This window comes from Streptomyces sp. 7-21 (assembly GCF_016741785.1).
Classification (GTDB): domain Bacteria; phylum Actinomycetota; class Actinomycetes; order Streptomycetales; family Streptomycetaceae; genus Streptomyces.
The window spans coordinates 21,896-47,307 of record NZ_JAERRL010000018.1 but is presented as its reverse complement, the minus strand read 5'-3'; the positions used below and the strand labels follow the sequence as shown (position 1 = coordinate 47,307).

Annotated in this window: 22 protein-coding genes and 1 pseudogene; 10 read left to right on the top strand and 13 right to left on the bottom strand. The window is 72.7% G+C overall.

Going from position 1 to position 25,412, the window contains the following annotated elements:
* Positions 1-18: 18 nt before the first annotated feature.
* The 3 genes from JK356_RS19620 (at position 19) to JK356_RS19610 (ending at position 3,359) form a co-directional block, all read left to right on the top strand.
* On the top strand, positions 19-1,578 hold the full coding sequence (locus JK356_RS19620) for a pyridoxal-dependent decarboxylase (RefSeq protein ID WP_201869993.1): 1,560 nt from the start codon (positions 19-21) through the stop codon (positions 1,576-1,578).
* Entirely contained in the window at positions 1,575-2,909 is a 1,335-nt protein-coding gene (locus tag JK356_RS19615; RefSeq protein WP_307815768.1) for a SidA/IucD/PvdA family monooxygenase, read from the top strand. Before JK356_RS19620 ends, JK356_RS19615 begins: the two co-directional genes overlap by 4 nt.
* A 69-nt stretch (positions 2,910-2,978) precedes the next feature.
* Positions 2,979-3,359, top strand: coding sequence for a GntR family transcriptional regulator (locus JK356_RS19610; protein ID WP_201869992.1), 381 nt, complete (start codon positions 2,979-2,981; stop codon positions 3,357-3,359).
* A gap of 8 nt (positions 3,360-3,367) precedes the next feature.
* Here the strand turns inward: JK356_RS19610 and JK356_RS19605 are convergent, their stop codons facing one another.
* Positions 3,368-5,041: a glycoside hydrolase family 13 protein gene (locus JK356_RS19605; protein WP_201869991.1), complete on the bottom strand. Its 1,674-nt coding sequence runs from the start codon at positions 5,039-5,041 to the stop codon at positions 3,368-3,370.
* A 72-nt stretch (positions 5,042-5,113) separates the two neighbouring features.
* A complete protein-coding gene (locus JK356_RS19600; RefSeq protein WP_201869990.1) occupies positions 5,114-6,184 on the bottom strand; it encodes a LacI family DNA-binding transcriptional regulator in 1,071 nt (356 codons plus the stop codon).
* A gap of 443 nt (positions 6,185-6,627) precedes the next feature.
* On the opposite strand from JK356_RS19600, the gene JK356_RS19595 reads away from it, so the two are divergent.
* Positions 6,628-6,894, top strand: a complete 267-nt coding sequence (locus tag JK356_RS19595) for a hypothetical protein (protein WP_201869989.1) — start codon at positions 6,628-6,630, stop codon at positions 6,892-6,894.
* Between the two features lie 105 nt (positions 6,895-6,999).
* Here JK356_RS19595 and JK356_RS19590 read toward each other — a convergent pair whose 3' ends face one another.
* The 3 genes from JK356_RS19590 to JK356_RS19580 all read right to left on the bottom strand — a co-directional run bounded on the left by JK356_RS19590 (position 7,000) and on the right by JK356_RS19580 (position 9,790).
* A complete protein-coding gene (locus JK356_RS19590) occupies positions 7,000-8,400 on the bottom strand; it encodes a hypothetical protein (RefSeq protein ID WP_201869988.1) in 1,401 nt (466 codons plus the stop codon).
* 662 nt (positions 8,401-9,062) lie between these two features.
* Positions 9,063-9,395, bottom strand: coding sequence for a DUF202 domain-containing protein (locus tag JK356_RS19585; RefSeq protein WP_201869987.1), 333 nt, complete (start codon positions 9,393-9,395; stop codon positions 9,063-9,065).
* Positions 9,395-9,790 (bottom strand): YidH family protein, encoded by a 396-nt coding sequence (locus JK356_RS19580; RefSeq protein ID WP_201869986.1) that lies wholly within the window; start codon positions 9,788-9,790, stop codon positions 9,395-9,397. Before JK356_RS19580 ends, JK356_RS19585 begins: the two co-directional genes overlap by 1 nt.
* 83 nt (positions 9,791-9,873) lie before the next feature.
* Between JK356_RS19580 and JK356_RS19575 the strand changes: the two genes are divergently transcribed.
* The gene (locus tag JK356_RS19575) at positions 9,874-11,526 is read left to right on the top strand and encodes an FAD-binding dehydrogenase (protein WP_201869985.1); all 1,653 of its coding nucleotides are present in this window, start codon (positions 9,874-9,876) and stop codon (positions 11,524-11,526) included.
* Between the two features lie 102 nt (positions 11,527-11,628).
* Here JK356_RS19575 and JK356_RS19570 read toward each other — a convergent pair whose 3' ends face one another.
* Positions 11,629-13,362, bottom strand: coding sequence for a BCCT family transporter (locus JK356_RS19570; RefSeq protein WP_201869984.1), 1,734 nt, complete (start codon positions 13,360-13,362; stop codon positions 11,629-11,631).
* Positions 13,363-13,620: 258 nt separating this feature from the next.
* Here JK356_RS19570 and JK356_RS19565 point away from each other — a divergent pair, with 258 nt between their 5' ends.
* Positions 13,621-15,300: a SpoIIE family protein phosphatase gene (locus JK356_RS19565; protein ID WP_201869983.1), complete on the top strand. Its 1,680-nt coding sequence runs from the start codon at positions 13,621-13,623 to the stop codon at positions 15,298-15,300.
* On the opposite strand, the gene JK356_RS19560 is transcribed toward JK356_RS19565, so the two are convergent.
* The gene (locus JK356_RS19560) at positions 15,297-15,749 is read right to left on the bottom strand and encodes an ATP-binding protein (protein ID WP_307815766.1); all 453 of its coding nucleotides are present in this window, start codon (positions 15,747-15,749) and stop codon (positions 15,297-15,299) included. The two genes, JK356_RS19565 and JK356_RS19560, sit on opposite strands and share 4 nt — an antisense overlap.
* 219 nt (positions 15,750-15,968) lie before the next feature.
* Here JK356_RS19560 and JK356_RS19555 point away from each other — a divergent pair, with 219 nt between their 5' ends.
* Positions 15,969-16,826: a helix-turn-helix transcriptional regulator gene (locus tag JK356_RS19555; RefSeq protein ID WP_201869982.1), complete on the top strand. Its 858-nt coding sequence runs from the start codon at positions 15,969-15,971 to the stop codon at positions 16,824-16,826.
* A gap of 5 nt (positions 16,827-16,831) precedes the next feature.
* Positions 16,832-17,092, top strand: a complete 261-nt coding sequence (locus JK356_RS19550; RefSeq protein WP_201869981.1) for a DUF397 domain-containing protein — start codon at positions 16,832-16,834, stop codon at positions 17,090-17,092.
* A 195-nt stretch (positions 17,093-17,287) separates the two neighbouring features.
* Here the strand turns inward: JK356_RS19550 and JK356_RS19545 are convergent, their stop codons facing one another.
* From JK356_RS19545 to JK356_RS19530, 4 genes are all read right to left on the bottom strand, one after another.
* Positions 17,288-18,799: an MDR family MFS transporter gene (locus JK356_RS19545; protein ID WP_201869980.1), complete on the bottom strand. Its 1,512-nt coding sequence runs from the start codon at positions 18,797-18,799 to the stop codon at positions 17,288-17,290.
* 279 nt (positions 18,800-19,078) lie between these two features.
* Complete coding sequence (locus tag JK356_RS19540; protein WP_201869979.1) at positions 19,079-20,266, bottom strand: glycosyltransferase family 4 protein; 1,188 nt, start codon at positions 20,264-20,266, stop codon at positions 19,079-19,081.
* A gap of 15 nt (positions 20,267-20,281) precedes the next feature.
* Positions 20,282-20,731, bottom strand: coding sequence for a hypothetical protein (locus tag JK356_RS19535; protein ID WP_201869978.1), 450 nt, complete (start codon positions 20,729-20,731; stop codon positions 20,282-20,284).
* A complete protein-coding gene (locus tag JK356_RS19530; RefSeq protein ID WP_201869977.1) occupies positions 20,728-21,672 on the bottom strand; it encodes a sulfotransferase in 945 nt (314 codons plus the stop codon). The genes JK356_RS19535 and JK356_RS19530 overlap by 4 nt, the downstream gene beginning before the upstream one ends.
* Before the next feature lie 223 nt (positions 21,673-21,895).
* Between JK356_RS19530 and JK356_RS19525 the strand changes: the two genes are divergently transcribed.
* Complete coding sequence (locus tag JK356_RS19525; RefSeq protein WP_201869976.1) at positions 21,896-22,837, top strand: sulfotransferase; 942 nt, start codon at positions 21,896-21,898, stop codon at positions 22,835-22,837.
* A gap of 143 nt (positions 22,838-22,980) precedes the next feature.
* Here JK356_RS19525 and JK356_RS19520 read toward each other — a convergent pair.
* Positions 22,981-23,748, bottom strand: a pseudogene (locus tag JK356_RS19520) (sporulation protein); the annotation flags it as partial.
* Positions 23,749-23,833: 85 nt separating this feature from the next.
* Positions 23,834-24,793: a prolyl aminopeptidase gene (gene pip / locus JK356_RS19515; protein ID WP_201869974.1), complete on the bottom strand. Its 960-nt coding sequence runs from the start codon at positions 24,791-24,793 to the stop codon at positions 23,834-23,836.
* A 69-nt stretch (positions 24,794-24,862) separates the two neighbouring features.
* On the opposite strand from pip, the gene JK356_RS19510 reads away from it, so the two are divergent.
* Complete coding sequence (locus tag JK356_RS19510) at positions 24,863-25,390, top strand: MarR family winged helix-turn-helix transcriptional regulator (RefSeq protein ID WP_201869973.1); 528 nt, start codon at positions 24,863-24,865, stop codon at positions 25,388-25,390.
* Positions 25,391-25,412 lie beyond the last annotated feature (22 nt).

Genomic DNA, 25,412 nt, shown 5'->3' with positions numbered 1-25,412 from the left:
GGGACACCAACCGCACCCATGAGCATGCCCGGACATGCACCACTTGCCCCCCCGCCCGTCACCGAGCCGCCCGCCCTCCTCGAGCCCGGCCTGCTCGCCGCGGCACCGGCCGGGCTCGCGGACGTCGGACGGCTCGTCACCGAACTGATGCGGGAGGCCACCAGCGCCCTCCGCCGCCGCACCGGCCCGCTCCCGGCCAGCAGCCCGCACGAGCTGTCGGCGCTGGTGGACGAGCAGCTGCCCGACGGCCCGCTGCCCCGCACCGGCGGCGGCAGGCGCGCCGTGCTCGGCCTGGCGCGCGCCTACGCGGCGGGCACCGTCGACCTGGCCGACCCCCGGGCCGCGGCCCACCTCCAGCCGCCCGCCCTGACCATCGCGGCCGCGGCCGACGTCCTCGCCTCCGTCTTCAACGCCTCCGTCGACACCTGGGACAGCGGCCCCGTCGCCGTGGAGATCGAACGCCGCGTCGTCCGGGCCCTGGCCCGGCTGGCCGGCTACGGCCCCGGCGCCGACGGCGTGCTGACCCCCGGCGGCACCGCCTCCAACCTCCAGGCCCTGCTGATGGCCCGGGACGCCGCCCTGCGCGCCCGCCGCGACGTCCGCGCCGAGGGCCTGGCCGGGCTGTCCCAGCGGCCGGTCGTCTACTGCTCACAGCTGGCGCACTTCTCCGTCGCCCGCGCCTGCGCCGTCCTCGGCCTCGGCGAGGACGCCGTGCGCCCCGTGCCCGCCGACGACCGGCACCGCATGCGGCCCGGCGACCTCGACCGGGCGCTGCGCGACCGCGCTCCCGACGAGCTCCCGGTCGCCGTTGTGGCCACCGCGGGCACCACCGACTACGGCTCCATCGACCCGCTGCCCGAGATCGCCGGCGTCTGCTGCCGCCACGGCGTGCGGCTCCACGTCGACGCCGCCTACGGCGGGGGCGCCCTGTTCTCTGACCGGCTGCGCCCCCTGCTCGCAGGCCTGGAGCGAGCCGACACCATCACCCTCGACCTGCACAAGACCGCCTGGCAGCCCGCCGCCGCCAGCGTGCTCCTCGCCCGCGACGCCGCCGACCTCGCCGCCCCGACCGGGCTGCGCGTCGCCTACCTCAACCCCGACGACGACGGCGCCGCCGGCTACGACGGCCTGCTCGGCCACTCGCTCCAGACCACCCGCCGGGCCGATGCCCTGAAGGTCGCCGCCGCCTTCCTCGCCCTCGGGCGCGAGGGCATCGGCGCCATGCTCGACGCCTGCCACGACCTGGCCGGGTACGCGGCCGGTGCGATCGCCGCCCACCCCCGGCTCGAACTCACCGCGGAACCGGTGCTCACCACCGTCGTCTTCCGCTATCTCCCCGCGGCACCCGGCCGCGCCGCCGAGACCACCGACGCGGTCAACGCCGCCCTGCGGCGCCGCCTGCTCCGCGGCGGCACCGCGCTCATCGGCCGCACCGACCTCGCCGGCGCGCACGACGACGGCACCGGCACCGTCCGGCTCAAGCTGACCCTGCTCAACCCCCAGGCCACGACTACTGACATCGACGAGCTGCTCGCCGCCATCGCCGCGGCGGGACAGGCTGTGGAGGCTGCCTCGTGAGTGACCCCAGGAACGACGACCCGCGCCCGGCCGTGCTGGACCTGGCCGCCGTCGGCATCGGCCCGTTCAACCTCTCCCTGGCCGCGCTCGCCGACGAGGTGCCCGGCCTCGCCTTCGCCGCCTACGACCGGCGGCCCGCCTACGACTGGCACCCCGGCCTGATGTTCGACTGGGCGACCGTGCAGGTCGGCTTCCTCGCGGACCTGGTCTCCCTGATCCGCCCCACCAGCCGCTGGTCGTTCCTCAACTACCTGGTCGAGCACGACCGGATGTACCCCTTCTACATCGCCGAGCGCTTCCACCTGCCCCGCCGCGAGTACGCCGACTACTGCGCCTGGGCCGCGTCCCGCCTGCCGTCCTGCCACTTCGGCACGGACGTCGAGGAGATCCGCTGGGACGAGGCCCGCGACCGCTGGGAGCTGACCCTGCGTGACACCGGCAGCGGCGAACGCCGCACGGTCGCCGCGCGCAACGTCGCGCTCGGCGTCGGCAGCGAGCCGTCGCTCCCCGCCCCGCTGCGCGAGGCCGCCGCCGCGCGCCCCGGCCGCGTCTTCCACTCCGGCGAGCACCTGAACCGCGTGGACGCGCTCCGCGCTGAGGGCGTGCGCGACGTCACCATCGTCGGCTCCGGCCAGTCCGGCGCCGAGGTCTTCCTGGACCTGATCCGCCGCCAGCGCGAGGCGGGCTGGGCTCTCACCTGGCTCACCCGCTCCTGGGGGTTCGCGCCGCTGGACTACTCCAAGCTCGTACTGGAGTACACCACTCCCGCCTACATGCGGTACTTCCACGGCCTCGACCCGGACGTGCGCGACCGTCTCATCGCCTCCCAGTGGCAGCTGTACAAGGGCATCGACACGGAGACGATCGACCTCATCCACGGCGAGCTGTACGACCACATGCTCGACGGCGACCGTCCCCCCGTCACGCTGCTGCCGGCCACCGCGGTCGCCGGGGCGCGGCTGGCGGACGACGGCGGGATCACGCTCGTCACCTCCCACGCCGACACCGGCCGTGAGACGGAGCGCAGGACCGACGCCGTCATCGCCGCTACCGGCTACGGCCGCCGGCGTCCCGCCTGCCTGGAGCCCGTTGAGAAGCTCATCGCCTGGGACGACAAGGGCCGGTACGACATCACCGAGGGACACCGCATCCGCACCGTCCCGGAGGTCACGGCCGGGCTGTACGTGCAGAACGCCGAGCTGCACACCCACGGCGCGGCAGCGCCCGACCTGGGCATCGGCGCCTACCGCAGCGCGCTGATCCTCAATGCCGTCACCGGCCGTGACCACTTCCCCATCCCGCGCCGCACCGCCTTCCAGACGTTCGGCTGAGCCGGCCCGGCCAGCACGTCACCGCGGCCGCCGGGGCGGCCCCGGCGCGCGATGCGGGACAATCGCCCCATGACCGCCCCCCTGCACGTCACCATCGACCCCGGCGCGGCGAGCCCGCCCTACGAGCAGCTCCGCGCGCAGATCGCCGACCAGGCACGGAACGGCGCACTGCCCGCGGGCTACCGCCTGCCCACGGTGCGGGCACTGGCGGCCGACCTGGGGCTCGCCGCCAACACCGTGGCCAAGGCCTACCGCACCCTGGAGGCCGACGGCGTGATCGAGACCCGGGGCCGCCACGGCACGTTCGTCGCGGCGGCCGGGGACGCCTCGGTGCGCGAGGCGGCCAGGGCGGCGCAGGAGTACGCCGCGCGCGCCCGCCGCCTCGGCCTCGGCCACGACGCCGCGCTGGCGGCCGTGCGGGACGCGCTGCGCGCGGCGTACTCCGGCTGACCCGGCCGCTACCTGCGGGAGCCGCCGCCCCACAGCCACACCGTGGTGTCCACCGGCAGCTTGCCGCCGGTGATGCGGTCGCTCGCCAGCAGCACGCCCCAGTTGCGCGGCAGCGGGTACGGTTCGTCCGACATGTTCACCGCGCACCGCAGGTCGGGGCCGCGCTCGAAGAGCAGCACGCCGTCGGGCGCGTCGAGCCAGCGCAGCGTTCCCCCCGCGAACGCCGGCTGCTCGCGCCGCAGCCGGAGCGCCGCGCGGTAGAGCTCCAGCATCGAGCCCGGCGAACCGGACTGGTTCTGCGCCGTCAGCTCGCGCCACTCCGCGGGCTGCGGCAGCCACGGCTTGCTGCCCCGGGGCCCGAACCCGAAGGGGCTGTCCGCCCCCGACCACGGCAGCGGCACGCGGCAGCCGTCCCGGCCCCGGAGCGTGTGGTTGGACCGCTCCCACACCGGGTCGCGCAGCAGCTCCTGCGGGATGTCCTCGACGTCCCACAGGCCCAGTTCCTCCCCCTGGTACAGGTAGGCGCTGCCAGGCAGCGCCAGCATCAGCAGCGCCGCGGCCCTGGCCCGGCGGGTGCCGAGTTCCACGTCGCTGGGCCCGGCGTCGGTGTCGAAGTCACGCACCCCCGTCTCGCGGCGCCCGTACCGGGTCACGTGCCGCGGCACGTCGTGGTTGGACAGCACCCACGTCGCCGGGGCGCCGACCGGCTCCAGCGCGGCCACGCTGTCGTCGATCGCCTCCCGCAGCATCACCGGGTCCCACGCGGAACGCAGGAAGGCGAAGTTGAAGGCGGTGTGCAGCTCGTCGGGGCGCAGGTACCCGGCGAGCCGCTCCGGCCGCACGTGCGCCTCGGCGACGAACACCCGGTCGCCCGCGTAGGAGTCGGCGATCTTCCGCCAGGTCTGGTAGATCTCGTGCACCCCGTCGCGGTCCCAGTGGGGGTGGTCCTCCTTGTCGGAGTGGTGGTCGAACAGCGCGTCCTCGGGCAGGCCGAGGTCAGGCAGGTCCGGGTGCTTCGCCAGTCCGTGCGCGACGTCGATGCGGAAGCCGTCGACGCCCCGGTCGAACCAGAAGCGCAGGATCGACTCGAACTCCGCCCGCACCTCCCGGCTGGCCCAGTTCAGGTCGGGCTGCTCGGGTGCGAACAGGTGCAGGTACCACTGGCCCGGCGAGCCGTCCGGCTCGGTGATGCGGGTCCAGGCCCGGCCGCCGAAGCGGCTGCGCCAGTCGTTGGGCGGCAGCATCCCGCCCGGGCCGCGGCCGTCGCGGAAGACGTACCGCTCCCGCTCCGGCGAACCGGGCGGCGAGGCCAGCGCCTCGGTGAACCACGCGTGCTGGTTGGAGGTGTGGTTGGGCACGATGTCCAGCAGCACCCGCAGCCCCAGGGCGTGTGCCTCGGCGATCATCTCCTCCGCCTGGGCGAGCGTGCCGAAGGCGGGGTCGATGCCGCGGTAGTCGGCCACGTCGTAGCCGCCGTCCGCCATGGGGGAGGGGTACCACGGGTTGATCCAGACGGCGTCGATGCCCAGTTCCTTCAGGTAGGGCAGGCGGGCGCGGAGCCCGGCGATGTCGCCGATGCCGTCGCCGTCGCCGTCGGCGAAGCTGCGGATGTAGACCTGGTAGATGACGGCGGTGCGCCACCAGGGCACGGCCGTGTGCTGATCAGTGCGGGTGCGGGGCACGTGTCTTCCATTCCTGAAGCGAGTTGACCCGACCAGGGCGCGGTCGAGCGGCTCACCGCGCTGGATACGGGCTTACTGATCCGGACGCGAGGGCTGGGACGCCAGCTGCTCCGGAGACCTCTGCCGTGCGGTCCCGGCCGCACGGACCCTGCCGGTGGTTCCCCGGACCACGAGCTGGGTCGGCACCACCACGCGTGTGGGCTCGGCCTCGTCTCCCGACAGGGCGTCGAGGATCTGACGGGCGAGCAGCTCTCCTTGGTAGGTCACGGGCTGGGCAATGGTCGTCAGGTCGAGCAGTTCCGCGGTCTCGTGGTCGTCGAAGCCGATCACCGAGACGTCGTCGGGCGCGCGCAGCCCCATGCGGGTCAGCGTGCGCAGCGCACCGAACGCCATCTGGTCGGACTCCGCGAAGACCGCCGTCGGGGGATCGGAGAGGCTGCGCAGCCTGGCCATGGCGGCGGCACCTCCCTCGATCGTCAGGTGACCCGGTGCCTCCAGCTCCGGGTCGTAGGGGATATCCGCCTGGGCGAGCACCGTGCGGTAAGCGTGCTGGCGGACGATCGGCGTGGTGAACCCCCGGGGATCCCCCAGGGCGCCGGTGATCATACCGATCCGGCGGTGCCCGAGGTTGATGAGATGCCGCACGGCGGTGCTGGCTCCCTCGGCGTTGTCGATGGACACCTGCCAGCAGCCGTGGATCCGCGTGCCGAGCACGGCGATCGGCACCTCCATGGACACCAGGGCCTCGGCTTCCCGCTGGGAGAGGGGGAGGTTCAGCACGATCAGCGCGTCGACGCGGCGGCGCAGCGGCATGCGGTCGAAGAACCGCTCGTGCACGCGGGCGTCGCCGAGGTTGTACAGCAGCAGGTCCAGGTCGTTGGCGCGCAGCACCGAGTCGATGCCGGCCACGACCTGGCTGTAGAACCAGCGGTTGACGAACGGCAGCACCACGCCGACGGTCCCGGTGCGTCCCGAGGCCAGGCTCGACGCCTGCGGTGACACCCGGTACGACAGCTCCTCGGCCGCGCGCAGGACACGCTCGCGTGTGGCTTCCGACACGTTCGGCAGCCCCCGCAGCGCCCGCGAGACGGTGGCGGTGGATACCTGCGCGAGCCGTGCCACGTCGATGATGCTGACAGCCATGTCCCCGGTCCCTCCCACATCATGGCGGTGCGGCGAACGTACTGCTGACGGGCCGGTGATGCAATCGTTTACATAAAAAGATCTTGATGATTTGTCATATTGGTGCGGCTGAGGCGCGATGGACGAAAGAGTCGCAGGTGAAAGCCGTCGAAGGCTGATGTAAACGTCTGCACGCGGTGCGCGGAGCCGGGCAGCGGGGGGCGTGAGGCCGCTGGCGCCGGAATTCCTCCTTGTGAGTGGATGGGCGGTTAGCGCACCGGGCACGCGGAAAGCCCGGGTTCTCCCGGCGCGCCGGGGGCTGACCGTGGCGAACGGCCGGGCGCGGGTGTTCGTCAACGGCGTTGCCGGGAAAGGTGAAAGGTGGGACCGGATACCCATGAGTGCGAGCGGGGCGTTAGGGTTACCCTGCCCGGACCGGGTGCCCTCGTACGGGTGGGAGAGTCATGAAGCAGATAACAGTGCGCAGCAGGCCGCCACGGGTGCCTGCCATCGACTGCGGGAGCGGCGCCAGCAGTGCGCGCCTTGACCGCCACTTGGGCGTGCTCTCCGGCCCTGCCGTGCCAGCCGGCGAGGCCGAGGAAGCCACCACGCTGATGCGGGAGCTGACCGCGCGGGACGAGCGGCGCGCCACGAGTAACCGCGGCGCGCGGGTGCAGCTGTTCGCGCCGCTGCGCAGGCTGCGGCGGACGCTGTTCGGTAGCCACGGCTGACGCCCTCCCGCCCGGCACACGGCCCCTCTTACCCGCGGCTTTCCCGCACCTTTGACCGCACCGGCGGGCTCGCGAGCCCGCCGGTGCGGTCTGTCTGTGCCAAGGTCAGCCGCCGCCGGTCCTGGCGGCCGAGCGGGCCAGCAGCTCCGCCGCGCCCGGGCGGCGGCGGTGCGGCGCCAGCGCCCGCCGCATGTCGCGCAGGGCCCGTTCCGCCTCCCCCGACCGCAGCTGGTGCTGGGCGGCCAGGAAGCCGTCCCAGGCGGCGCACGCCTCGTCCAGCCTCCCGGCGCGCAGCAGCAGGTGTCCCAGCCGCGCCCGGGTCAGCGCGCCGCCCCGCACGTCCTGCGGGGAGCGTTCCCCTAACGCCCGCCGCAGCGCGCCCAGCGCCCCCATCAGGTCGCCCAGCGCCTCCAGGGCCGCCGAGGTCTGGAAGTGCAGGGCGGCCGGCGGATACCGGTCGAACGGCGCCGCCCCGCGGTCCGGCGCGGGCGCCTCCTGGCCCGCTTTCTTCTCGGCCTTGGCCAGCGCCGCGAGCGTGCCCTGCCGGTCGCCGCTGAGGCCGAGCACCACGGCCAGCTGGGCGTGGACGTACGCCTGGTGCGGCGCGGGCGCGCCCCGCGAGCCCTGCGCCGAGGCAGCGGCCAGCTGAAGCGCGGCGGACAGGTGCCCCAGGCGCTGCGCCTGCGCGCTCATCGCCCGCAGCACCACGCACCACAAGACCCGGTCGCCCGCCTCCGCCGCCAGGCGGTGAGCGGCGGCGTAGTACCGCTGGGCCGCGCCGTGCCGCTGCCCGTCCTCGTGCATCCGCGCCAGCAGGAACGACAGCCGGGAGGCGGCGACGAGGATCTCCCGGTGCACCGGGTCCGGGTGACGGGCCCGCAGCAGCGGCACCACGTCGTCGGCGAGGTACGCGGCCAGCGCGCTGCGGGCGTGCCTGCCGCCGTGGGCGTCGATGGAGGCAGCGAAGAACGAGACCGCATCGTGCAGCGCTGCCGTCTCGGGCACCCGTCCCGTCAGCCGGGGCGGCGGCAGATGCCCGCGTGGCGGGGGCGGCACGACCGAGTCGGCGACGCGGTAGGGGCGCTGGTGCAGCCGCTGCCGCCGGGCGTCGTCCGCGTCGCGGCGGCACAGCGCGGCGAGCCCCGCCACCGGGTCGGTGTGCGGCTGGTCGCGCTCCCCGGGCGCGGTACCGCCGTCTCCCTCTCCCTCCCTGTCCCCGCCGCTGTCCCCGCCGCTGTCCCCGCCGTCCGCCGGGCCGAAGCCGGCTGCGCCCGGGGTGATCTCCCGGCCCAGGCGCCGGGTGAGCGCCTCGGCCGCCAGCCGCGGCACGGGCGGCCGGGGCTGGGTACCGCTGAGCCAGTGGGCCACGGCCGTGCGGTCGTAGCGCAGTTCGGCCCCGATCTCGGCTCCGAGGGCATTCACCTCGCGCGCCAGTGCCTCCTGGGTCCAGCCCGCCTCCGCGAGCAGGGACCGCAGCCGGGTGTTCGGGTCGCGCCGATGAGTCATGTGTCCCTTGTTCTCACGGCACCCGGCGCGATGGCAGGGCGCACAGAGGCATGATCCCGCCGCCGCGGCCTGATGTCTGCTTCGCCATCACACGATCGTGGGCACCCGTCCCTCTTCCGGGGAGCCGGTTCACACGTTCAGATACGCTCCGCTTGCATGTGAACACGTTAAGTAACACCGTGAGCGGCCATGAACGACCCCCAGCTCTACGCCGCCGTCGTCCGTCCGCCCCGGCCCGCCGCGCCTGGCCAGGCGCCCGCCGCCGCGTACGGCCGGGACCGCCGGCCCCAGCCGTGCGGCCCCACAGGCAGGAGCGGGTCAGCCTCTGAGCGGCGCACACCGGCGTGGCGCCGCCCTCCCGTTCGACCGTGACTCCGGCCGCCAGCTGGCACCCCAACGGGCACGTCGGCCGCCTCCCCGGGCACGGCCACCGCCCGCACCCGCGGGCCGGAGGGCGGCAGCGGCGCGGGGAAACTGACGCGTTCCCCCGTAGCTGAGGGTCCTCCGCACGCCCTTGGCCCGCAGCGGCGAAGAACACCAGCGGCGCAGCAGCGCCAGCGTCCGGGCAGCCGTGCGCGAGGGCCGTGCCGAACGCCTCGGCGACCAGCGGTGACCGGACCGTCAGCCCAACGCGGTGCGGGGCGGCTTCGCGCCATGGCCTGCTACGCCATGGCCGCCAGCATCACCGCGGCCAGCGCGGCGGTGCCCATCACCGCCGCCGCCGATCCCAGTACCGTGCCCCGTCCCGCCACCGCCGGCCGCGCGGCCGTCAGCGCGCGGATCCTGCGGTGCGCCAGCACCAGGAACGCCACCCACAGCAGCGCGCCCAGCGCCGCCGCCACCACGGCCGCCGCTCCCGCTGCGCCGCCGGTCTCGACCAGCGCGCGCACCGCCAGCACCATCACCAGCGTGAACGTCAGCGTGGTGCGCCGCCACGCCAGCCGCGTGCGTTCGGGCTGCGCCCCGGGATCCCGGTGGTCACGGGCCGCGCTCATCAGCCGGTCCTGTCGAAGAGCACCGCGCCGATGACTATCAGGGACGCCGCCACCGTGCTCAGCGCCAGCAGCGCCGGAAAACGGCTGAGCGGCAGGTCCTCGCCGCGCCGCATCGCCCGCTCCGAGTGCACCCAGTGGTTCACGGCCCGCACCGCGCACAGCCCTCCCGCCACCAGCAGGACCAGCGCGATCGCCGTCCGTACGCCCCACGTCAGGTCCGTCAGGAACTGGTCCACGGCGATGCCGCCGGCTACCAGCGCCAGCGCGGTCCGCAGCCACGCGAGAAACGTCCGCTCGTTCGCGAGCGAGAACCGGTAGTCCGGCGTGGTCCCCTCCGCACGCACCAGCTGCGGGGAGAACCACAGCCGCACGGCCGCCAGCGCCTTCCGGATCATGACGACCAGCCTAGTTACCCGGTGCGAAGGCCGCCGGTCCGGGGCGTTGACGCGGGAGGGCACCTGCACCCAGGATCACCGCCATGGCATACGACGCGGACGTCATCGTCATCGGCGCGGGGCTCGCCGGCCTGACCGCCACCGCCGAGCTGACCGCCGCCGGACGGCGCGTCATCCTGCTGGACCAGGAGCCCGCGGCCTCGCTCGGCGGGCAGGCGCACTGGTCGTTCGGCGGCCTGTTCCTCGTCGGATCGCCCGAGCAGCGGCGGCTGGGCGTGCGCGACAGCCGCGACCTCGCCTGGCAGGACTGGCTGGGCTCCGCCGGCTTCGACCGGCCCGAGGACCACTGGCCGCGCCGCTGGGCCGAGGCGTACGTCGACTTCGCCGCGGGGGAGAAGCGCGCCTGGCTGCGTGGCCTGGGCGTGCGTTTCTTCCCCGTCGTCGGCTGGGCCGAGCGCGGCGGCTACCACGCCACCGGCCACGGCAACTCCGTGCCCCGCTTCCACATCGTCTGGGGCACCGGCCCGGGCGTCGTCGCGCCGTTCGTCCGCCGGCTGCGCGAGGCGGTGGAGCGCGGCCTGGCCGAGACGCGCTACCGCCACCGCGTCACGGGACTGGCGAGCAGCGGGGGAGCGGTCGACACCGTCACCGGCGAGGTCCTGGCCCCCAGCTCCGCGCGCCGCGGCGCCGCCAGCAACCGGCAGGTCATCGGCGCGTTCGAACTCCGCGCCCAGGCCGTGCTCATCGCCTCCGGCGGCATCGGCGGCAACCACGACCTGGTGCGCGCCTGCTGGCCCGAACGGCTGGGCGAACCGCCGGCGCGCCTGCTCACCGGCGTCCCCGCGCACGTCGACGGCCTGATGCTCGGCGTCGCCGAGCGCGCGGGCGCCCGCCTGATCAACCGCGACCGGATGTGGCACTACACCGAGGGCATCGCCAACTGGAACCCGGTCTGGAGCGGACACGGCATCCGCATCCTGCCCGGCCCCTCCTCGCTGTGGCTCGACGCCACCGGCCGCCGGCTGCCGGTGCCGCTCTTCCCCGGCTTCGACACCCTGGGCACGCTCGCGCACCTGCGCCGCACCGGGCACGACCACTCGTGGTTCGTGCTCACCCGCCGCATCGTGGAGAAGGAGTTCGCCCTCTCCGGCTCCGAGCAGAACCCTGACCTCACCGGCAAGGACGTGTGGCAGGTCCTGTCCCGGGTGCGCTCCGGCGCGCCCGCGCCCGTGCGCGCCTTCCTCCGGCACGGCGCCGACTTCGTCGTCGAGCGGGACCTGGCGGCGCTCGTGCGCGGCATGAACGAGCTGACCGGCGAGCGCCTCATCGACGAACGGGTGCTGCGCCGCGAGATCGAGGCCAGGGACCGGGAGATCCGCAACCCCTTCACCAAGGACCTCCAGGTCGCCGCGATCCGCCAGGCCCGCCGCTACGCGGGTGACCGCCTGGTCAGGGTGGCCGCACCGCACCGCCTGCTCGACCCGGCGGCCGGGCCGCTCATCGCCGTGCGCCTGAGCGTGCTTACCCGCAAGACGCTCGGCGGCATTGAGACCGACCTGACGGGCCGGGTGCTCGGCGCCGACGGCCGCCCGGTGCCGGGGCTGTACGCCGCCGGGGAGGCGTCCGGATTCGGAGGCGGCGGCATGCACGGCTACCGGTCCCTGGAGGGCACGTTTTTGGGCGGCTGCCTGTTCACTGGCCGCACCGCGGGCCGCGCCGCCGCCCGGGCGCTGTGACCGGCCGCCGGACCGGGCCCGCCGGCCGCGCGGCGGGATGCGGCGGCCCCGCGCCCGGGAATCCGGGGGCGGGGCCGTCCAGGCACGGGTCAGCGCAGCGGGTCAGCTGCCGGAACCCCGCTGGGGGCCGCGGCCGTTGCCCACGGGCTCCGGTGACCCGTTGTTCTTGGCCGGGCCGATGCGGATCTCGAAGTCGCCGCCGTACTTCTCCTGTCCGGCGATCACGGCCAGCTCCACGGCCTCCTCGCCCTGCTCGCCGCGCAGGATCAGCGGGTCGCGCCGCAGGTCGCGCATCAGCGCCGCGCACAAGCCGATCATCACCAGGGTGAACGGCAGCGCCGCGAGGATCGTCATGTTCTGCAGGCCGTCGAGCGCCGTGCTGCCGCCGTCGCCGACGAGCAGCAGGACCGCGGCGACCGCGCCGGTGAGCGCGCCCCAGAAGATGACGACGAGCCGCGACGGCTCCAGCGTGCCCTTCTGGGACAGAGTGCCCATCACGACCGAGGCCGCGTCCGCGCCGGAGACGAAGAAGATGCCGACGAGGATCATGACCACGACGGCGGTCAGGCCGAAGACCGGGTACTCCCGCAGCAGGCCGAAGAGCTGGCCCTCCTGCGTGGAGTCCGCCGTCAGGTTGGCCCCCTGTTCCTCCTCGCGCATGGCGCTGCCGCCGAGGATCGCGAACCACACCAGGCTGACGGCGCTCGGCACCAGGATCACGCCTCCGACGAACTCCCGGATGGTGCGCCCCCGGCTGATGCGCGCGATGAACATGCCGACGAACGGCGTCCAGGAGATCCACCAGGCCCAGTAGAAGACGGTCCAGCCGCTCAGCCACTCGGCGACGCCCTCACCGGCGCTGGCCTCGGTGCGCGCGGCCATCTCCGGCAGGTCTCCGATGAAGGCGCCCACGGACGTCGGCAGCAGGTCCAGGATCAGGACGGTGGGCCCGACCACGAAGACGAAGGCCACCAGAAGGACCGCCAGCACCATGTTGATGTTGGACAGCCACTGGATGCCCTTGGCCACGCCGGACACCGCCGAGAGCACGAACGCGGCCGTCAGGACGATGATGACCACCACCAGTATCCCGGTGCCGACGTCCGCCATCCAGCCGAGCTCCTCGATGCCGCTGCCGATCTGCAGCGCGCCCAGGCCCAGGGAGGCCGCGGAGCCGAAGAGCGTCGCGACGATCGCGAGGATGTCGATGACGCGGCCGAGGGTGCCGTTGGCCTGCCGCTCGCCGATCAGCGGGGTGAAGACCGCGCTGATCGTCTGCCGCCTGCCGCGCCGGAAGGCGCTGTAGGCGATGGCCATGCCGACGACGGCGTAGATGGCCCAGGGGTGGAGGGTCCAGTGGAAGAGCGTCGTCGCCATCGAGGTGGCCATGCTGTCCCCCGAGTCCTCGGGGGAGGTGCCGGGCGGCGGGGACGTGTAGTGGTTCAGCGGCTCGTACACCCCGAAGAACATCAGCCCGATGCCCATGCCGGCGCTGAACATCATCGCGACCCACGAGACGGTGCGGAACTCGGGCTCCTCGCCCTCCCGGCCGAGCGTGATCCTGCCGTACCGGCTGGCCGCGAGCCACAGGGCGAAGAGCACGAACCCGGAGGCCGCGAGCACGAAGCCCCAGCCGCCGCTGTGAATCACCTCACCCAGCACATCGCTGGAGACCTCGGCGAGGTTGTCCGTGGCCAGCGTGCCCCACAGCACGAAGAACAGGGTCACCGCGGCGGCGACGCCGAAGACGACCGGATCGGTCACTGGCTTCCCCAGCAGCGGGCCTGTGGGGCTACTCGCTGCGAGGGAGTCTTTATCACCCGACACGCTCTTCATCTATCCATATCTCTCTCTGTTTTTCGCTTCCCGAGTGTCCCCCATCACCCGCGCCAGGCCGCCGGGCCAGGGCGGGCTCTCAGGGCAGATAGGGCCGCGCCTACCCGGCCGAGCTGGGTGCATGCGTCAAAAGAAGGTCACAGGGTGGGCACTGTCGGGTCACCCCCTCGCTCGGGTGAATGCACGAGTGAAGGTGTGGATGAATAAGGTCTTACCATCATAAAAAGGGCATCAGCCTCCTCGCTGTGCGGATGGGACATGCGTAGACGTAAGGCGGCCGCGGCCCCGCCTGCCGCCCCGGTGCCGGACGACTGGCCGGTAGGGGCCTCGGTCAGCCTGGCCATGAACCGCATGGGCTGCTTCGACTGGGACCTCGACCGCGACCGGCTCCACATGGACCGCACGGGCCTGGACCTCTACCGGATGGCCCCCGAGGACTTCGAGGGACGGCCGGACAGTCTCCGCCGGCGGATCCCCGACGCCGAGTGGGCCCGGCTCAACGCACTGGTGACCCGGGCCATCCGGCAGGGCGAGCAGGGCTACGGCGCCTACTTCCGCATCCAGAGCGAGGGCGGGGAGCTGCGCTGGACCCACACCCAGGGCCGCATCCTCCGCGACGGCGAGGGCCGCGCCCGCCGGATCATCGGCATCGTCCGCGACGCCTCCGCCGAACTCGGCCGCACCACCGCCCAGCCGCCGCCCGGCACCACCCCGGAGCACCGGGCGAGCGTCGTCGAGGAGGCGGTCGGCGCCCTCGCGGCCGCGCGCACCGTGCGTGAGGTCACCGACGTGCTGGCGAGCCCGCGGGGCCTGGGCCGCCTCCGGGCGGTGACCGTGCTGCTCGGCGTCGCCCAGGGCAGCCGCCTGCGCGTCGTGCCCGCGACGCCGGGCGGTCTCGACATCAGACCGCTGCAGCACGCCAGGATCGAGGACAACCTGCCGCTGTCTGAGGCCGTGCGCCTTCAGACGCCCGTCTTCGTGTCCTCACGCGACGAGCTCGTCACCCGCTACCCGGACCTGCTGCCCTACGTCGGCTCGCTGCGGATCGGCGCCAGCGTCTACCTTCCGCTGGTCGCCCAGGCCCGGCCGCTGGGCGGGCTCGGCATCATGTTCCCCGACGACCGTCCCTTCCCCCCCGCCGAACGCAACCTCTTCGTCGCGCTCGGCGGCGTCGTGGCCCAGAGCCTCCAGCGCGCCCTGCTGCTGGAGCAGGAGCACGACCTCGCCGAGAACCTCCAGCACGCCATGCTGCCCCGCCGCATCCCCGAAGCGCCGGGCGTGCGGATCGCCGTCCGCTACCGCTCGGCGGGGATGGGGCGGCAGATCGGCGGCGACTGGTACGACGTGATCCCGCTGCCTGACGGGCGGCTCGCCGCCGCCGTCGGTGACGTCCAGGGCCACGACCCGCACGCGACGGCCGTCATGGGACAGCTGCGGACCGTTGTGCGTGCCTATGCCTCCGAGGGGCACCCGGCCACCCGGGTGCTGGCCCAGGCCGCAGGCTTCCTCGGCGATCTGGAGACGGAGCGTTTCGCCACCTGCCTGTACGCCGAATTCGATCCGGCCACCGGGCGCCTGCTGCTGGTCCGGGCCGGGCACCTGGAGCCGCTGCTGCTGCGCGCGGACGGCGGCGCGGCGCCGCTGCCCGTCCCCGGCGACCTGCCCCTCGGCATGCCTGTCATGGGGGTGCCGGCGGAGTACCCGGTGACCGACACGGTGCTCCGCCCTGGCGAGACGCTGCTGATGTGCACCGACGGACTGGTCGAGCGGCACGGCGGCGACATGGACGAGGGCATCGCCCGCGTCACCCAGGCGATGCAAGCGGGCCCCGCGGATCTGGAGTCGCTGGCGGACCTGGTGTGCGACACCAGCGGCGTCGACGGTCCCACCGAGGACGATGTGGCCGTGCTGCTGCTGCGCCGCGAGGCGCCGGGCTAGGGGCGGATCTCGGCCCAGACGGTGCAGCCCCCGCCCTGGTCGGGGCGGAGCACCCCCCAGGAGTGGGCCAGTGCGTCCAGCAGCATCAGACCGCGGCCGCACTCGGCGTCGGCGCCCGGGTCGGAGGGTGCCTCGGGGATCCCGGACCCCTCGTCGACGACCTCGAGCCGCAGGCACGGGCCGCTGGCCTCGATGCGGCAGATGATCTGCCGGCTGTCCGTGTGCAGCACGGCATTGGCGACCAGCTCGGAGACCAGCAGCCGGGCCGTCTCCCTGACCTGCTCCGGCATGCCCCAGCGGCCGAGCCAGTGGGTGACGAGCAGCCGGGCGGCCGTGGCCGATTCGGACCGGGGCGGGAGGATGAAGCGCTCGCCAGGCGGATCCGCGTCGGCGCCGAGCGGCCGCGACCTGGGCAGCGGCAGCGGCGTCAGACCGTGGAGAGGAGACACGCGCGAATCCGCCTTCCCTGTGCCGAAGCGATCGTGAGCCGGGTCACGTGCTTACTATGCGCACGCACGTGCGCATAGCGCAAGGGGAGTTCTGCAATTCGCAGAAGGCGACCGGATCTCTGTCTCTGCCACTACGTGTGTGGCACACTTACGCCCAGGTTCGGCGGGAGGACGCGCGGGCCGTCCAGCAGCCAGGGGTGACGAGGAGGGAGAAACGCCGTGGCCGAAGCACGCTCGGGGCCGACGGTCGGTCAGATCGTCCTCGGCATGCGGCTGCGGGACCTGCGCGAGCGCGCGGGCTGCTCCTTCGCGGACGCGGCCAGGGCACTGAGCGTGAACACCACCACCGTGCGCCGCATGGAGAAGGCGGAGGTCGGCCTCAAGCCGCTGTACGTCAAGGCGCTCCTGGAGCGGTACGGCGTCCCGGACGAGGAGATCGAGAGCTTCCTCGCCCTGGTCGAGGAGGCCAACCGCCCCGGCTGGTGGCACCGGTTCCGTGACGTTCTTCCCGACTGGTTCAGTCTCTACGTCAGCCTGGAGAGCGAAGCGAGCGTCATCCGGGCCTACGAACCCCACTGCGTCCCCGGTCTGCTGCAGACCGAGGATTACGCGCGCGTGCTGCTGCGGACGGGCTTCCCCGGAGCCTCCGAGGAGGAGATCGACCGCCGCGTCGCGCTGCGTATGCAGCGGCAGGAGCTGCTCACCCGGCCCCGCGCACCCCTGCTGTGGGCGGTGGTCGAGGAGCACGTGCTGCGCCGCAGGGTCGGCGATCCCCAGGTGATGCGGGATCAGATCGACCGCCTGGTCGAGGCGTCGGCGCTGCCGAACGTCACCCTCCAGGTCATGCCGTTCCGGGCCGGCCCGCATCCGGGCATGTTCGGGCCGTTCCAGCTCTTCCGTTTCGAGATCCCGGAACTGCCGGACATCGTCTACACGGAGAGCCTCACCGGCGCGGTGTACCTGGACGACGCCCGGGACACGGCGGCCTACCGCGAGGTCCTCGACCGTATGAGCGCGCAGGCCGCACGAGTACAGGACACCGGGGCCATCCTCGGTGAGATTCGCAAGGAGCTCTGAACCTCATGGGCCACGACGAACGCGGCAAGACCGGCCGTGTCTACAACGGCATGCCTGCCAAGGACCTGGGCACCGAGGGCTGGCAGAAGCCCTGGAGCGGCACCAACGGCGGCAACTGCGTCGAGGCGATGAAGCTGGCCGACGGGCGGGTGGCGCTGCGCCAGTCCACCGATCCGGACGGTCCCGCGCTGATCTACACCCACCGGGAGATCGAGACGTTCATACGCGGCGCCAAGCGGGGCGAGGCGGACTTCCTCATCGCCTGACCGGCCCCGTCGCTGGACGTCCCGTCCCCGTCAGCCACCGATTCCGATGCCGCCGACGGCCATCACGCACCGTGTCCGTCGGCGGAATTTTTTTCTCCGCTTCTTCTCGTTCTTCACAGCTGCTTGCCGGCTGCTTCTCGGGGGCTTCTCCGCTTTGTCCCGCTCGTCTCAGGGGGGCGGGCGGCGCCGCCGCGGTCAGCCCGCCTGGGCCTTCGTCTTCAGCACCGATTCCCGGATGAACAGGCTGATCAGCAGCGTCAGCAAGGCGCTCGGCGCGGCGTACAGGAAGATGTCCCCGATCCCGTGCCCGTAGGCGCTCTCGACCACCGTGCGCAGCGGCCCCGGCAGCTGGTCCAGGTCGGGAATGTTGCCGCCCTCCAGCGCGGAGGCCCCCTCAGCCGCCTGCCCGCCGCCCAGGCGCGCGATGCCGTCCTCGGCGTAGTGGCTGACCCGCTGGGCGAGCACCGCGCCCAGCGCCGAGACCCCGATGGCGCCGCCGAACGAACGCGAGAACGCCACCAGGGAGCTGGCGGCGCCCAGGTCGCGCGGTCCGACCTGGTTCTGGGCGGCCAGCACCAGGTTCTGCAGCAGCATGCCGACGCCCAGGCCCATCACCGCCATGAAGACCGCCACCCGCCAGTACGGGGTGTCGTACCGCGCGGTGCCCAGCAGGCTCATGCCCGCGGTGACCAGCACCCCGCCGGCCACCAGCCAGCGCTTCCAGCGGCCGGTGCGCGAGATCAGCTGGCCGGAGAGCGTGGAGGAGAAGGTCAGCCCGGCGATGAGCGGGATCGTCATGACGCCCGACATGGTCGCGCTCTGGCCGCGGGCGAGCTGGAAGTACTGGCTGAAGAAGACCGTCCCGCTGAACATCGCGATGCCGACGAACAGCGAGGCCGCCGTCGTCAGCGCGATCGTCGCGTCGCGGAACAGCCGCAGCGGGATGATCGGGTCGCTGGCGCGCCGCTCGGCGAACACGAACGCCACGCCGAGCACCGCTCCGCCGCCGACCAGCGCCGCGGTCTGCCACGACACCCAGTCGTACTGCTGGCCGGCCAGGCTCACCCAGACCAGCAGCAGGCTCGCCGACGAGCTGATCAGCAGCGCGCCCGCCCAGTCGATGCGGACCTCGCGCCGCACCAGCGGCAGCCGCAGCGTGCGCTGGAGAACGACGAGCGCGGCGAGCGCGATCGGCACGCCGATGTAGAAGCACCAGCGCCAGCCCAGCCCCGGGGTGTCGGTGATCACGCCGCCGATGAGCGGGCCGGAGACGGTGGCGAGCGCGAACGTCGCGCCCAGGTAGCCGCTGTACCGGCCGCGTTCGCGCGGAGCGATCATTGCGGCCATGATCACCTGCGACAGGCCGACCAGGCCGCCGACCCCGATGCCCTGCACCACCCGGACGGCGATCAGCATGCCGGGGTTCTGCGACAGCCCGGCCACCAGCGATCCGGCCACGTAGATGAGCAGTGCCAGCTGGATCAGCAGCTTCTTGCTGAACAGGTCGGCGAGCTTTCCCCACAGCGGCATGGACGAGGTCATGGCGAGCAGGGTGGCCGTGATGACCCATGTGTAGGCGGTCTGCCCGCCGCCGAGGTCGCCCACGATGTGCGGCAGCGCGTTGGTGACGATCGTGGAGGAGAGGATCGCGGCGAACATGCCCAGCAGCAGACCGGACAGCGCCCGCATGATCTGCGGATGCGTCATCGGGCCGGAGGTAGCGCCGGGGACTCCGGCCGTCTGTGCCGTCTGTGCTGTTGTTGTCCGCGGCGTCACTGGTCTCCCCTCATACACCAACCGATGAGGTGACCCTAAGACAATTTGCTTACCGCAGGTAAATGAATTGGGGAAGGCTTTACGAGAGTCACCTCACAGTCACCCGGCACGCGCCGGCGCACGCCGGGACGGGGGTCCCGTGGCGGAGCCGTGACGGACCCGCGACCGATACGGCCGGCGGCCGGGGGCCCGCCCGGCCGCCGGCATGGCTCAGCGCCGCTTCTCCGCCAGCAGCTCCTCGAACAGCTCAGTCCACTGGGCGTGGACGGACTCGGGGGAGTAGTCCTGCACGGTCATCAGGGCGGCGTCTCCCATCTCCGCCCGCAGCCCCTCGTCCGCCATCAGGATCTTCATCGCCCGGGCCAGCCCGTCCACGTCCCGCGGCGGCACCAGCAGGCCCTCCTTGCCGTCGGTGATGACGTCGGCGGGGCCCGTCGGGCAGTCGAAGCTGACCACGGGAAGCGCGTGGGACATGGCCTCGAGCATGACCATGGGCAGTCCCTCGAAGCGCGAACTCAGCACATACATCGAGGCCTTGGCCAGCTCGTCGTCCAGCTTGTCGGTCATCCCCATCAAGAAGATGTGGTTGTACATGTGGTGCTTCTCGATGAGGCGACGCAGCTGGCCCTGCTTCTCGCCGGAGCCGAAGATACGCAGCTGCCAGTCGGGGAACTCCTCCACCGCCTGCGCGAAGGCGGGGATCAGCATGTCGAACCCCTTCTGCGTGCGGAACCTCCCCGCGGCCACGGCGATCTTGCTGGAGCAGGTCGACGGCTTCTGCTTCAGCGAGTGCACCGCGTTCGGCACGCGGACGACGCGGGTGCCCGGCGCCCACTGCTCGTAGTCCTGGCGGTCCCGGTGCGTGAGGACGGCGACGGCGTCGAACGCCGGGTACAGCCGGGCGATGGCCTCCCGCACGTCGGGACGGTGCGTGGAGAGGTTCATGTGCTCCTGCGCCACTTTGACCACGCCCGAGGTGGCGAACAGGGCGGCCAGTATGTTCAGCGCGGGGCGGGTGGTGACCAGGATCCCGTCCGTGAGCTGCCGCAGGTAGTCGATCGTGGCAAGCTCTATGCGCCTGTCGAAGTGGCTGTGCCCGAACTCTCCCTCAGGAATGTGGTGCGGCGGCTTGCCCGCCTGCGCGGCCGCGTGCTGCGCGCGCCGGCGCGCGAGCGGCCCGCGGGGCAGCTCCTCGGCGGGCGCATGAGGGCGCTGGTCGGTGAGCGCCCACAGCCTCACCCGGGGGTCGAGCGGGAACCGGGGCTCGTCCGAGCGGCGCAGCACGCTGACGACCTCGACGTCGTGTCCGGCCGCAGCCATGGTGCTGGCCTGGGTGAAGACGGTGCGGATCGTGCCGCCCGTCCCGTAGGCGTGCATGATCAGGTAGCGGATCTTCATCAGCGCAGCCGCACCTCACGCCTTGTCGGGGAGGCATTCGACGGACAGGTTGTCCTTGATCGTGTAGTACGGCTTCACTCGGGCCTTCGTGCCCGAGGCGGCGACCGGCTGGGCCGGGAACACCATGATGTTCTTCTTTCTCTTGATGTCGTCCAGCTGGCGTCCGGCACGGAGCCGCGCGGGGCCGGAGTCCGACTCGCCCGCCAGGTACAGATCCCACACCGCGGGCACCGGCAGTCCGCCGGCGATGAGATCGGCCACCGGGAAGGACACGTCGAACCCGCCGTCCGTGCCGTCGAGCGGGGCCGGGTACTCCCGTTCCGTGGCGTCCCCGTCCCGCAGCACCACAAGCAGCCGCCAGTCCTTGGCCGGGCCGGGGGCGGGCCGCTCCCCGTGGAGGGCGCCGACGAGCCGGATCCTCCCGTCGCGCGGCCAGACCTGTGCGATCTCGGCGTGTCCGCTCACGGCACCCGTCCGTCGGCGGTCAGCTTGGCGGCGTCCATGTAGCCCCAGGCGGCGCTGATCTCACGCAGCGGCTCGGGGATGTCCTCGGGGCTGGAGGGCAGTTCGCGGCCTGGCTGGATGGTCCCGGACTTGATCTTGTCTTTCCAGTCGCCAAGGCCCTTGGTGAAGTCGCCGTTGGCCTTGCTGCCGTAGTCCAGCATTTCCGGTTCGAACTCCAGGCCGAGGAAGGAGCAGATGCCCTTCAGTGCGCTGGTCGGGTCGCTGGTGACCTCCTCATACCGCACCAGGTGCCCGGGCAGGTTCTTCCTGGCGCGTTCAACTGCGTTCATGTAGCGCAGGGCGTCCAGCGCCGCCTCCTCGGCGTTCCGCTTCTTGGGGTCGGCCTCGTGCCAGGAGGTGGCGATGGAAACGGGGTGTCGCAGCAGGAAGATGAAACGGGCGTCGGGCCAGCAGGCGGCGATGCGCTTGTAGACGAAGGCGTTGCTCGGGGTCTTTTCCACGATGAACCGCTTGCCCGATTTCTCCAGCTCGCGGTGGAGCACCCGGTCCCACAGGAGGTGTTCCAGGTCGCTTTGCTTGAGATCCAGCGCCTCCATCGAGCGCACGGCCAGCGAGGTGCTGGCTTTCACTTCCAGGCGGCGGAAGTGCAGCTCATGCGGCGCGTGCAGCTGGGAGTGGGCGTTGAGCAGCAGGCGCAGCAGGGTTGAGCCGGAGCGGACCGGGGCAATGATGAAGACGGGCTGACGCAGCAGCCGGTCCCGCTCGGGGTCGACCGGCTCGCGGTAGAAGAGCGGCTGCGACTTGGGCTTGGCAGTGCGCTTGGCCTTGGGCAGCGCCTTCTTGGCCGCGGGGGCAGCGGCGGAGCCCTTGGGGCGGGCCCGGCGTACCTCGAACCCCGTGACGGAGCCGAGGGCAGCATTGAGTTTACGTAGCAGAGTCATGGCCTCTGAGGCTAAACACCATCGGGGAAGAAGAACAACGCACGTCGAATCAGAACCGTTCACACGCCAGCAATACACCGTTCCGGCGTCACTACACAGCGTAGCGTGTGGTGACGAGGCTGAGGAACGGCGGAGATCGTATGGGGAAAGTTCGGTTAATACTCGTCCCCGGACTCGTGACCGCACAGGGCCGGTTGGGGGAGGGCTTGCTAGCCTCAGCGCCATGCAGTGGAAGCGCAAAGCCAATGCCGCCCTTCAACGAGCCACCGGCAAGCGGGTTTCCCGCGCTCCGGGCGGTGAAACGGGACCAGCCGGGCCGAAGGAGCCGGCCGCCTCCGCTTCCTCCCCCACCGCCGAGGCGCCGGCGGCGCCGAAGCCGAAGGACAGCAGCTACGGGAAGGTCGCGGCGTCCGCGCGCCCGCCGGCCGACCCCGAGACCGACCGCCTGCTCAAGGCCCCGGTGATCGTCCTCTCGCCGCCCCGCTCGGGTTCCACGCTGCTGCGCGTTGTGCTCAACAGCCACCCCAAGCTGCACGCGCCCCACGAGACGCACGTGCGGCGCCTGACCGTCAACCTCACGACGCGCCCCGTCGTCGCCGCGATGGAGGGATTCGGCCATAACACCGCCGATATCGAGCACATGCTGTGGGACCGGATCCTCCACCGCGAACTCGTGCGCAGCGGCAAGGAGACCGTCGTCGAGAAGACGCCCAGCAACGTCTTCGTGTGGAAGCGGCTGGCCACCTGCTGGCCGGACGCCCGGTTCATCTTCCTGATGCGCCACCCGATGTCCATCGCCCGCTCCTGGCACGAGGGCGATCCCGAGAAGCGGCCCATGGAGAAGGCCGTGCCGCACACCCTCAAGTACATGGTGGCGCTGGAGGAGGCCCGCCAGAACCTCCCCGGTCTCACCGTGCGCTACGAGGACATGACCAGCGAGCCGGAGGTCCAGACCCGCCGGATCTGCGAGTTCCTCGGCATCCCGTGGGACCCCGGGATGATCAGCTACGGGCAGAAGAACCACGGCGACTTCGTCAAGGGCATCGGCGACTGGAAAGAGAAGATCAGGACCGGCACCATCCAGCCGGGCCGGGCCCTGCCCAAGCCCGAGGAGATCGCGGAGGAGCTCCGCGAGATGTGCCGGATCTGGGGCTACCTCGACTGACGCGGCTGACTGCCTGACACGCCTGGCGCCGCCAGGCGCAGTCTGATGCCGCCGCGGCACCCGGGGACGGGGCCGGGGTGACGGGGCCGCTCAGGCGGCACCCGCCACCGCCGGCCGCGCCGTGCCAGGGCGTTCTCCTGTCAGCGGCGGCTGGCCAGCTGGTTGACCCACGACCCGACCAGGTCGGTCATGTCGGAGCGGCCGGCCTCGTGGTGCCCCAGGGTGAACTTGGTCAGCACGTCGGTGCTGCCCAGCAGCCCGCGCCGCTTGTCACCCTCGAGGACGACCTCCACGCCCGACTCGGAGGTCAGGAAGGTGACCTCCAGCTGGTTGAGGGCGTGCGCGAACTGCGGCCCGGGCGACAGCTCGATCTCCTGGTAGAACGGCAGGGTCTGGCCGGTGCCGCGGATGTGCCCCTGCTCCAGGTCGGCCGAGCGGAAGGTGAAGCCGAGCTGCCCCAGCGCCTCGAGCACCGACTGCTGCACCGGCAGCGGACGGATCGCCAGCGGGTCAAGGTCGCCCTTGTCCACCGCTCCGGCGACCGCCAGCTCCGTCCGCACGCCGAGCGCGATGCCCAGCGGGCGGCCGTAAAGCTCCGTCACCGGCGTCTCCCACGGCAGGGACAGCGTGAACGGCAGGGCCAGCTGCTGCTCGGCGGCCAGCGCGAACCCACCGCTCACGCCGAAACGGCCGAACGACGCCTCGCCGTTGTACTCCGCGTCGTCCGTCTCGATCTCCACCCGGGCGACCAGGTGGAGGGTGACGTGCTGGATCTCGACGTCCTGGTTGCCGCCGCGGATCATGACCTGCCCGCTCACCGCCGAGCCGGGGAGCACGGAGCCGCCGTCGAGCACCGTGTCGACCGAGGGGCCGCCCACCCCGAGCGAGGCGAGCAGCTTCTTGAACACCATTCCGGCGTTCTCCTTCTCATGAGGACCTTCGCTGTCACCAGACACAACGTCCCCTTCAGGCGCCGCGGTTCCACGCGCCGTCAGCTCAGCGGCCGCGCCGCGCGAACCGGTCGGTGGCCGCGACGAGCGCCTCGGCCATGCCCGCGTCGCCGATGCTGTGCCCGGCCTCGTCGATGAGGCACAGCTCGCCGTCGGGCCAGGCCCGGGCCAGCTCCCAGGGGGTGCCGAGCAGGTTGCCCGGGTCCAGGCTGCCCTGCACCATCACACCAGGGATGCCCGCCAGCGCGGGCGCCTCGCGCAGCACCTGCCCCTCCTCCAGCCACGAGCCATGGCTCCAGTAGTGGGTGACCAGCCGGGCGAAGGCGAGCCGGAACCGGGGGGAGGCGAAACGAGGGCTTGGCCCTTCGCGGGTCACGTCGATCGCCTCCTCCCAGTCGCACCAGTCGCGGGCCGCGCGCTCGTGAACGGCCGGATCGGGGTCGGCCAGCAGCCGCGCGTAGGCCGCGGCGAGGTCGCCGTCGCGCCCGTCGGCGGGGGCGCCGTCGCGGAAGCGCCGCCAGGCGGCGGGGAAGTAGGCGCCGAGGCCCCGGGTCAGCAGGTCGGTCTCGGCGCGGCGCCCGGTGGCCACGCCCGTCAGGACCAGCTCGGTCACCCGGTCCGGGTGGCGCTCGGCATAGAGCAGGCCGAGGGCGCAGCCCCACGAGCCGCCGAAGACCTGCCACCGCTCGATGCCCAGGTGCTCCCTGAGCCGCTCGAGGTCCGCGAGCAGGTGGGCGGTGGTGTTGGCGGACAGGTCGGCGGCTCGCTCGCTGGCGTGCGGGGTGGAGCGGCCGCAGCCGCGCTGGTCGAACAGGACGATCCGGTAGGCGGCGGGGTCGAAGAAGCGCCGCATCCCGGAGGTGCAGCCGGAGCCGGGGCCGCCGTGCAGCACCACGACGGGTTTGCCGTCCGGGGCACCGCACGTCTCCCAGTACAGGCGGTGGCCGTCGCCCACGTCGAGCGTGCCGGTCGCGTACGGCTCGGTCTCGGGGTACAGGCCGCTCATCGGGTGTGTCCTCTCAGCAGGGCGGGCGCCGCCCGCGCAGATGTATAAGCGCTGTTATATTAGGCGGCCATGACAGGCGATTCCGCCGGTTTCTCCGGGCTCGGCACCCGGCTGCGGCACCTGCTGGAGCTGCTGGAGGGCGGCGTCGCGGCCGCGGGTGAGGAGTTCGGGCTGCCCGCCGGGACGCGGCCGCGGTTCTCGCCCGTCATCCGGGCCCTGCACGCGCTGGGGCCGCTGCCGATCCGCGACCTGGCCGGCGCCCTGGGCGTGACGCACTCGGCGGCCTCGCAGACCGTGGCCCAGATGCGGGCGCGGGGCCTGGTGGAGCTGCGGCCGGGCAGCGACGCGCGGCAGCGGCTCGTCAGCCTCACCGGCGGTGCCCGCGCCCTGCTGCCCGCGCTGGCGGCCGAGTGGGAGGCGGTGGCGGCGGCGCAGGCGCGGCTGGACGCCGAACTGCCATGCCCGCTGGACGAGGTGGTCACCGCCGCCATCCGGGCCCTGGAGCGCGAGCCCTTCGCCGAGCGGATCGTGCGGGCGGCGCACCAGCAAGCCGGGGACGCCGGGGACGCCGGGGACTCAGCAGAAGGGGAGCGGTAACCGCCGCTGCCCCGGCACGCCC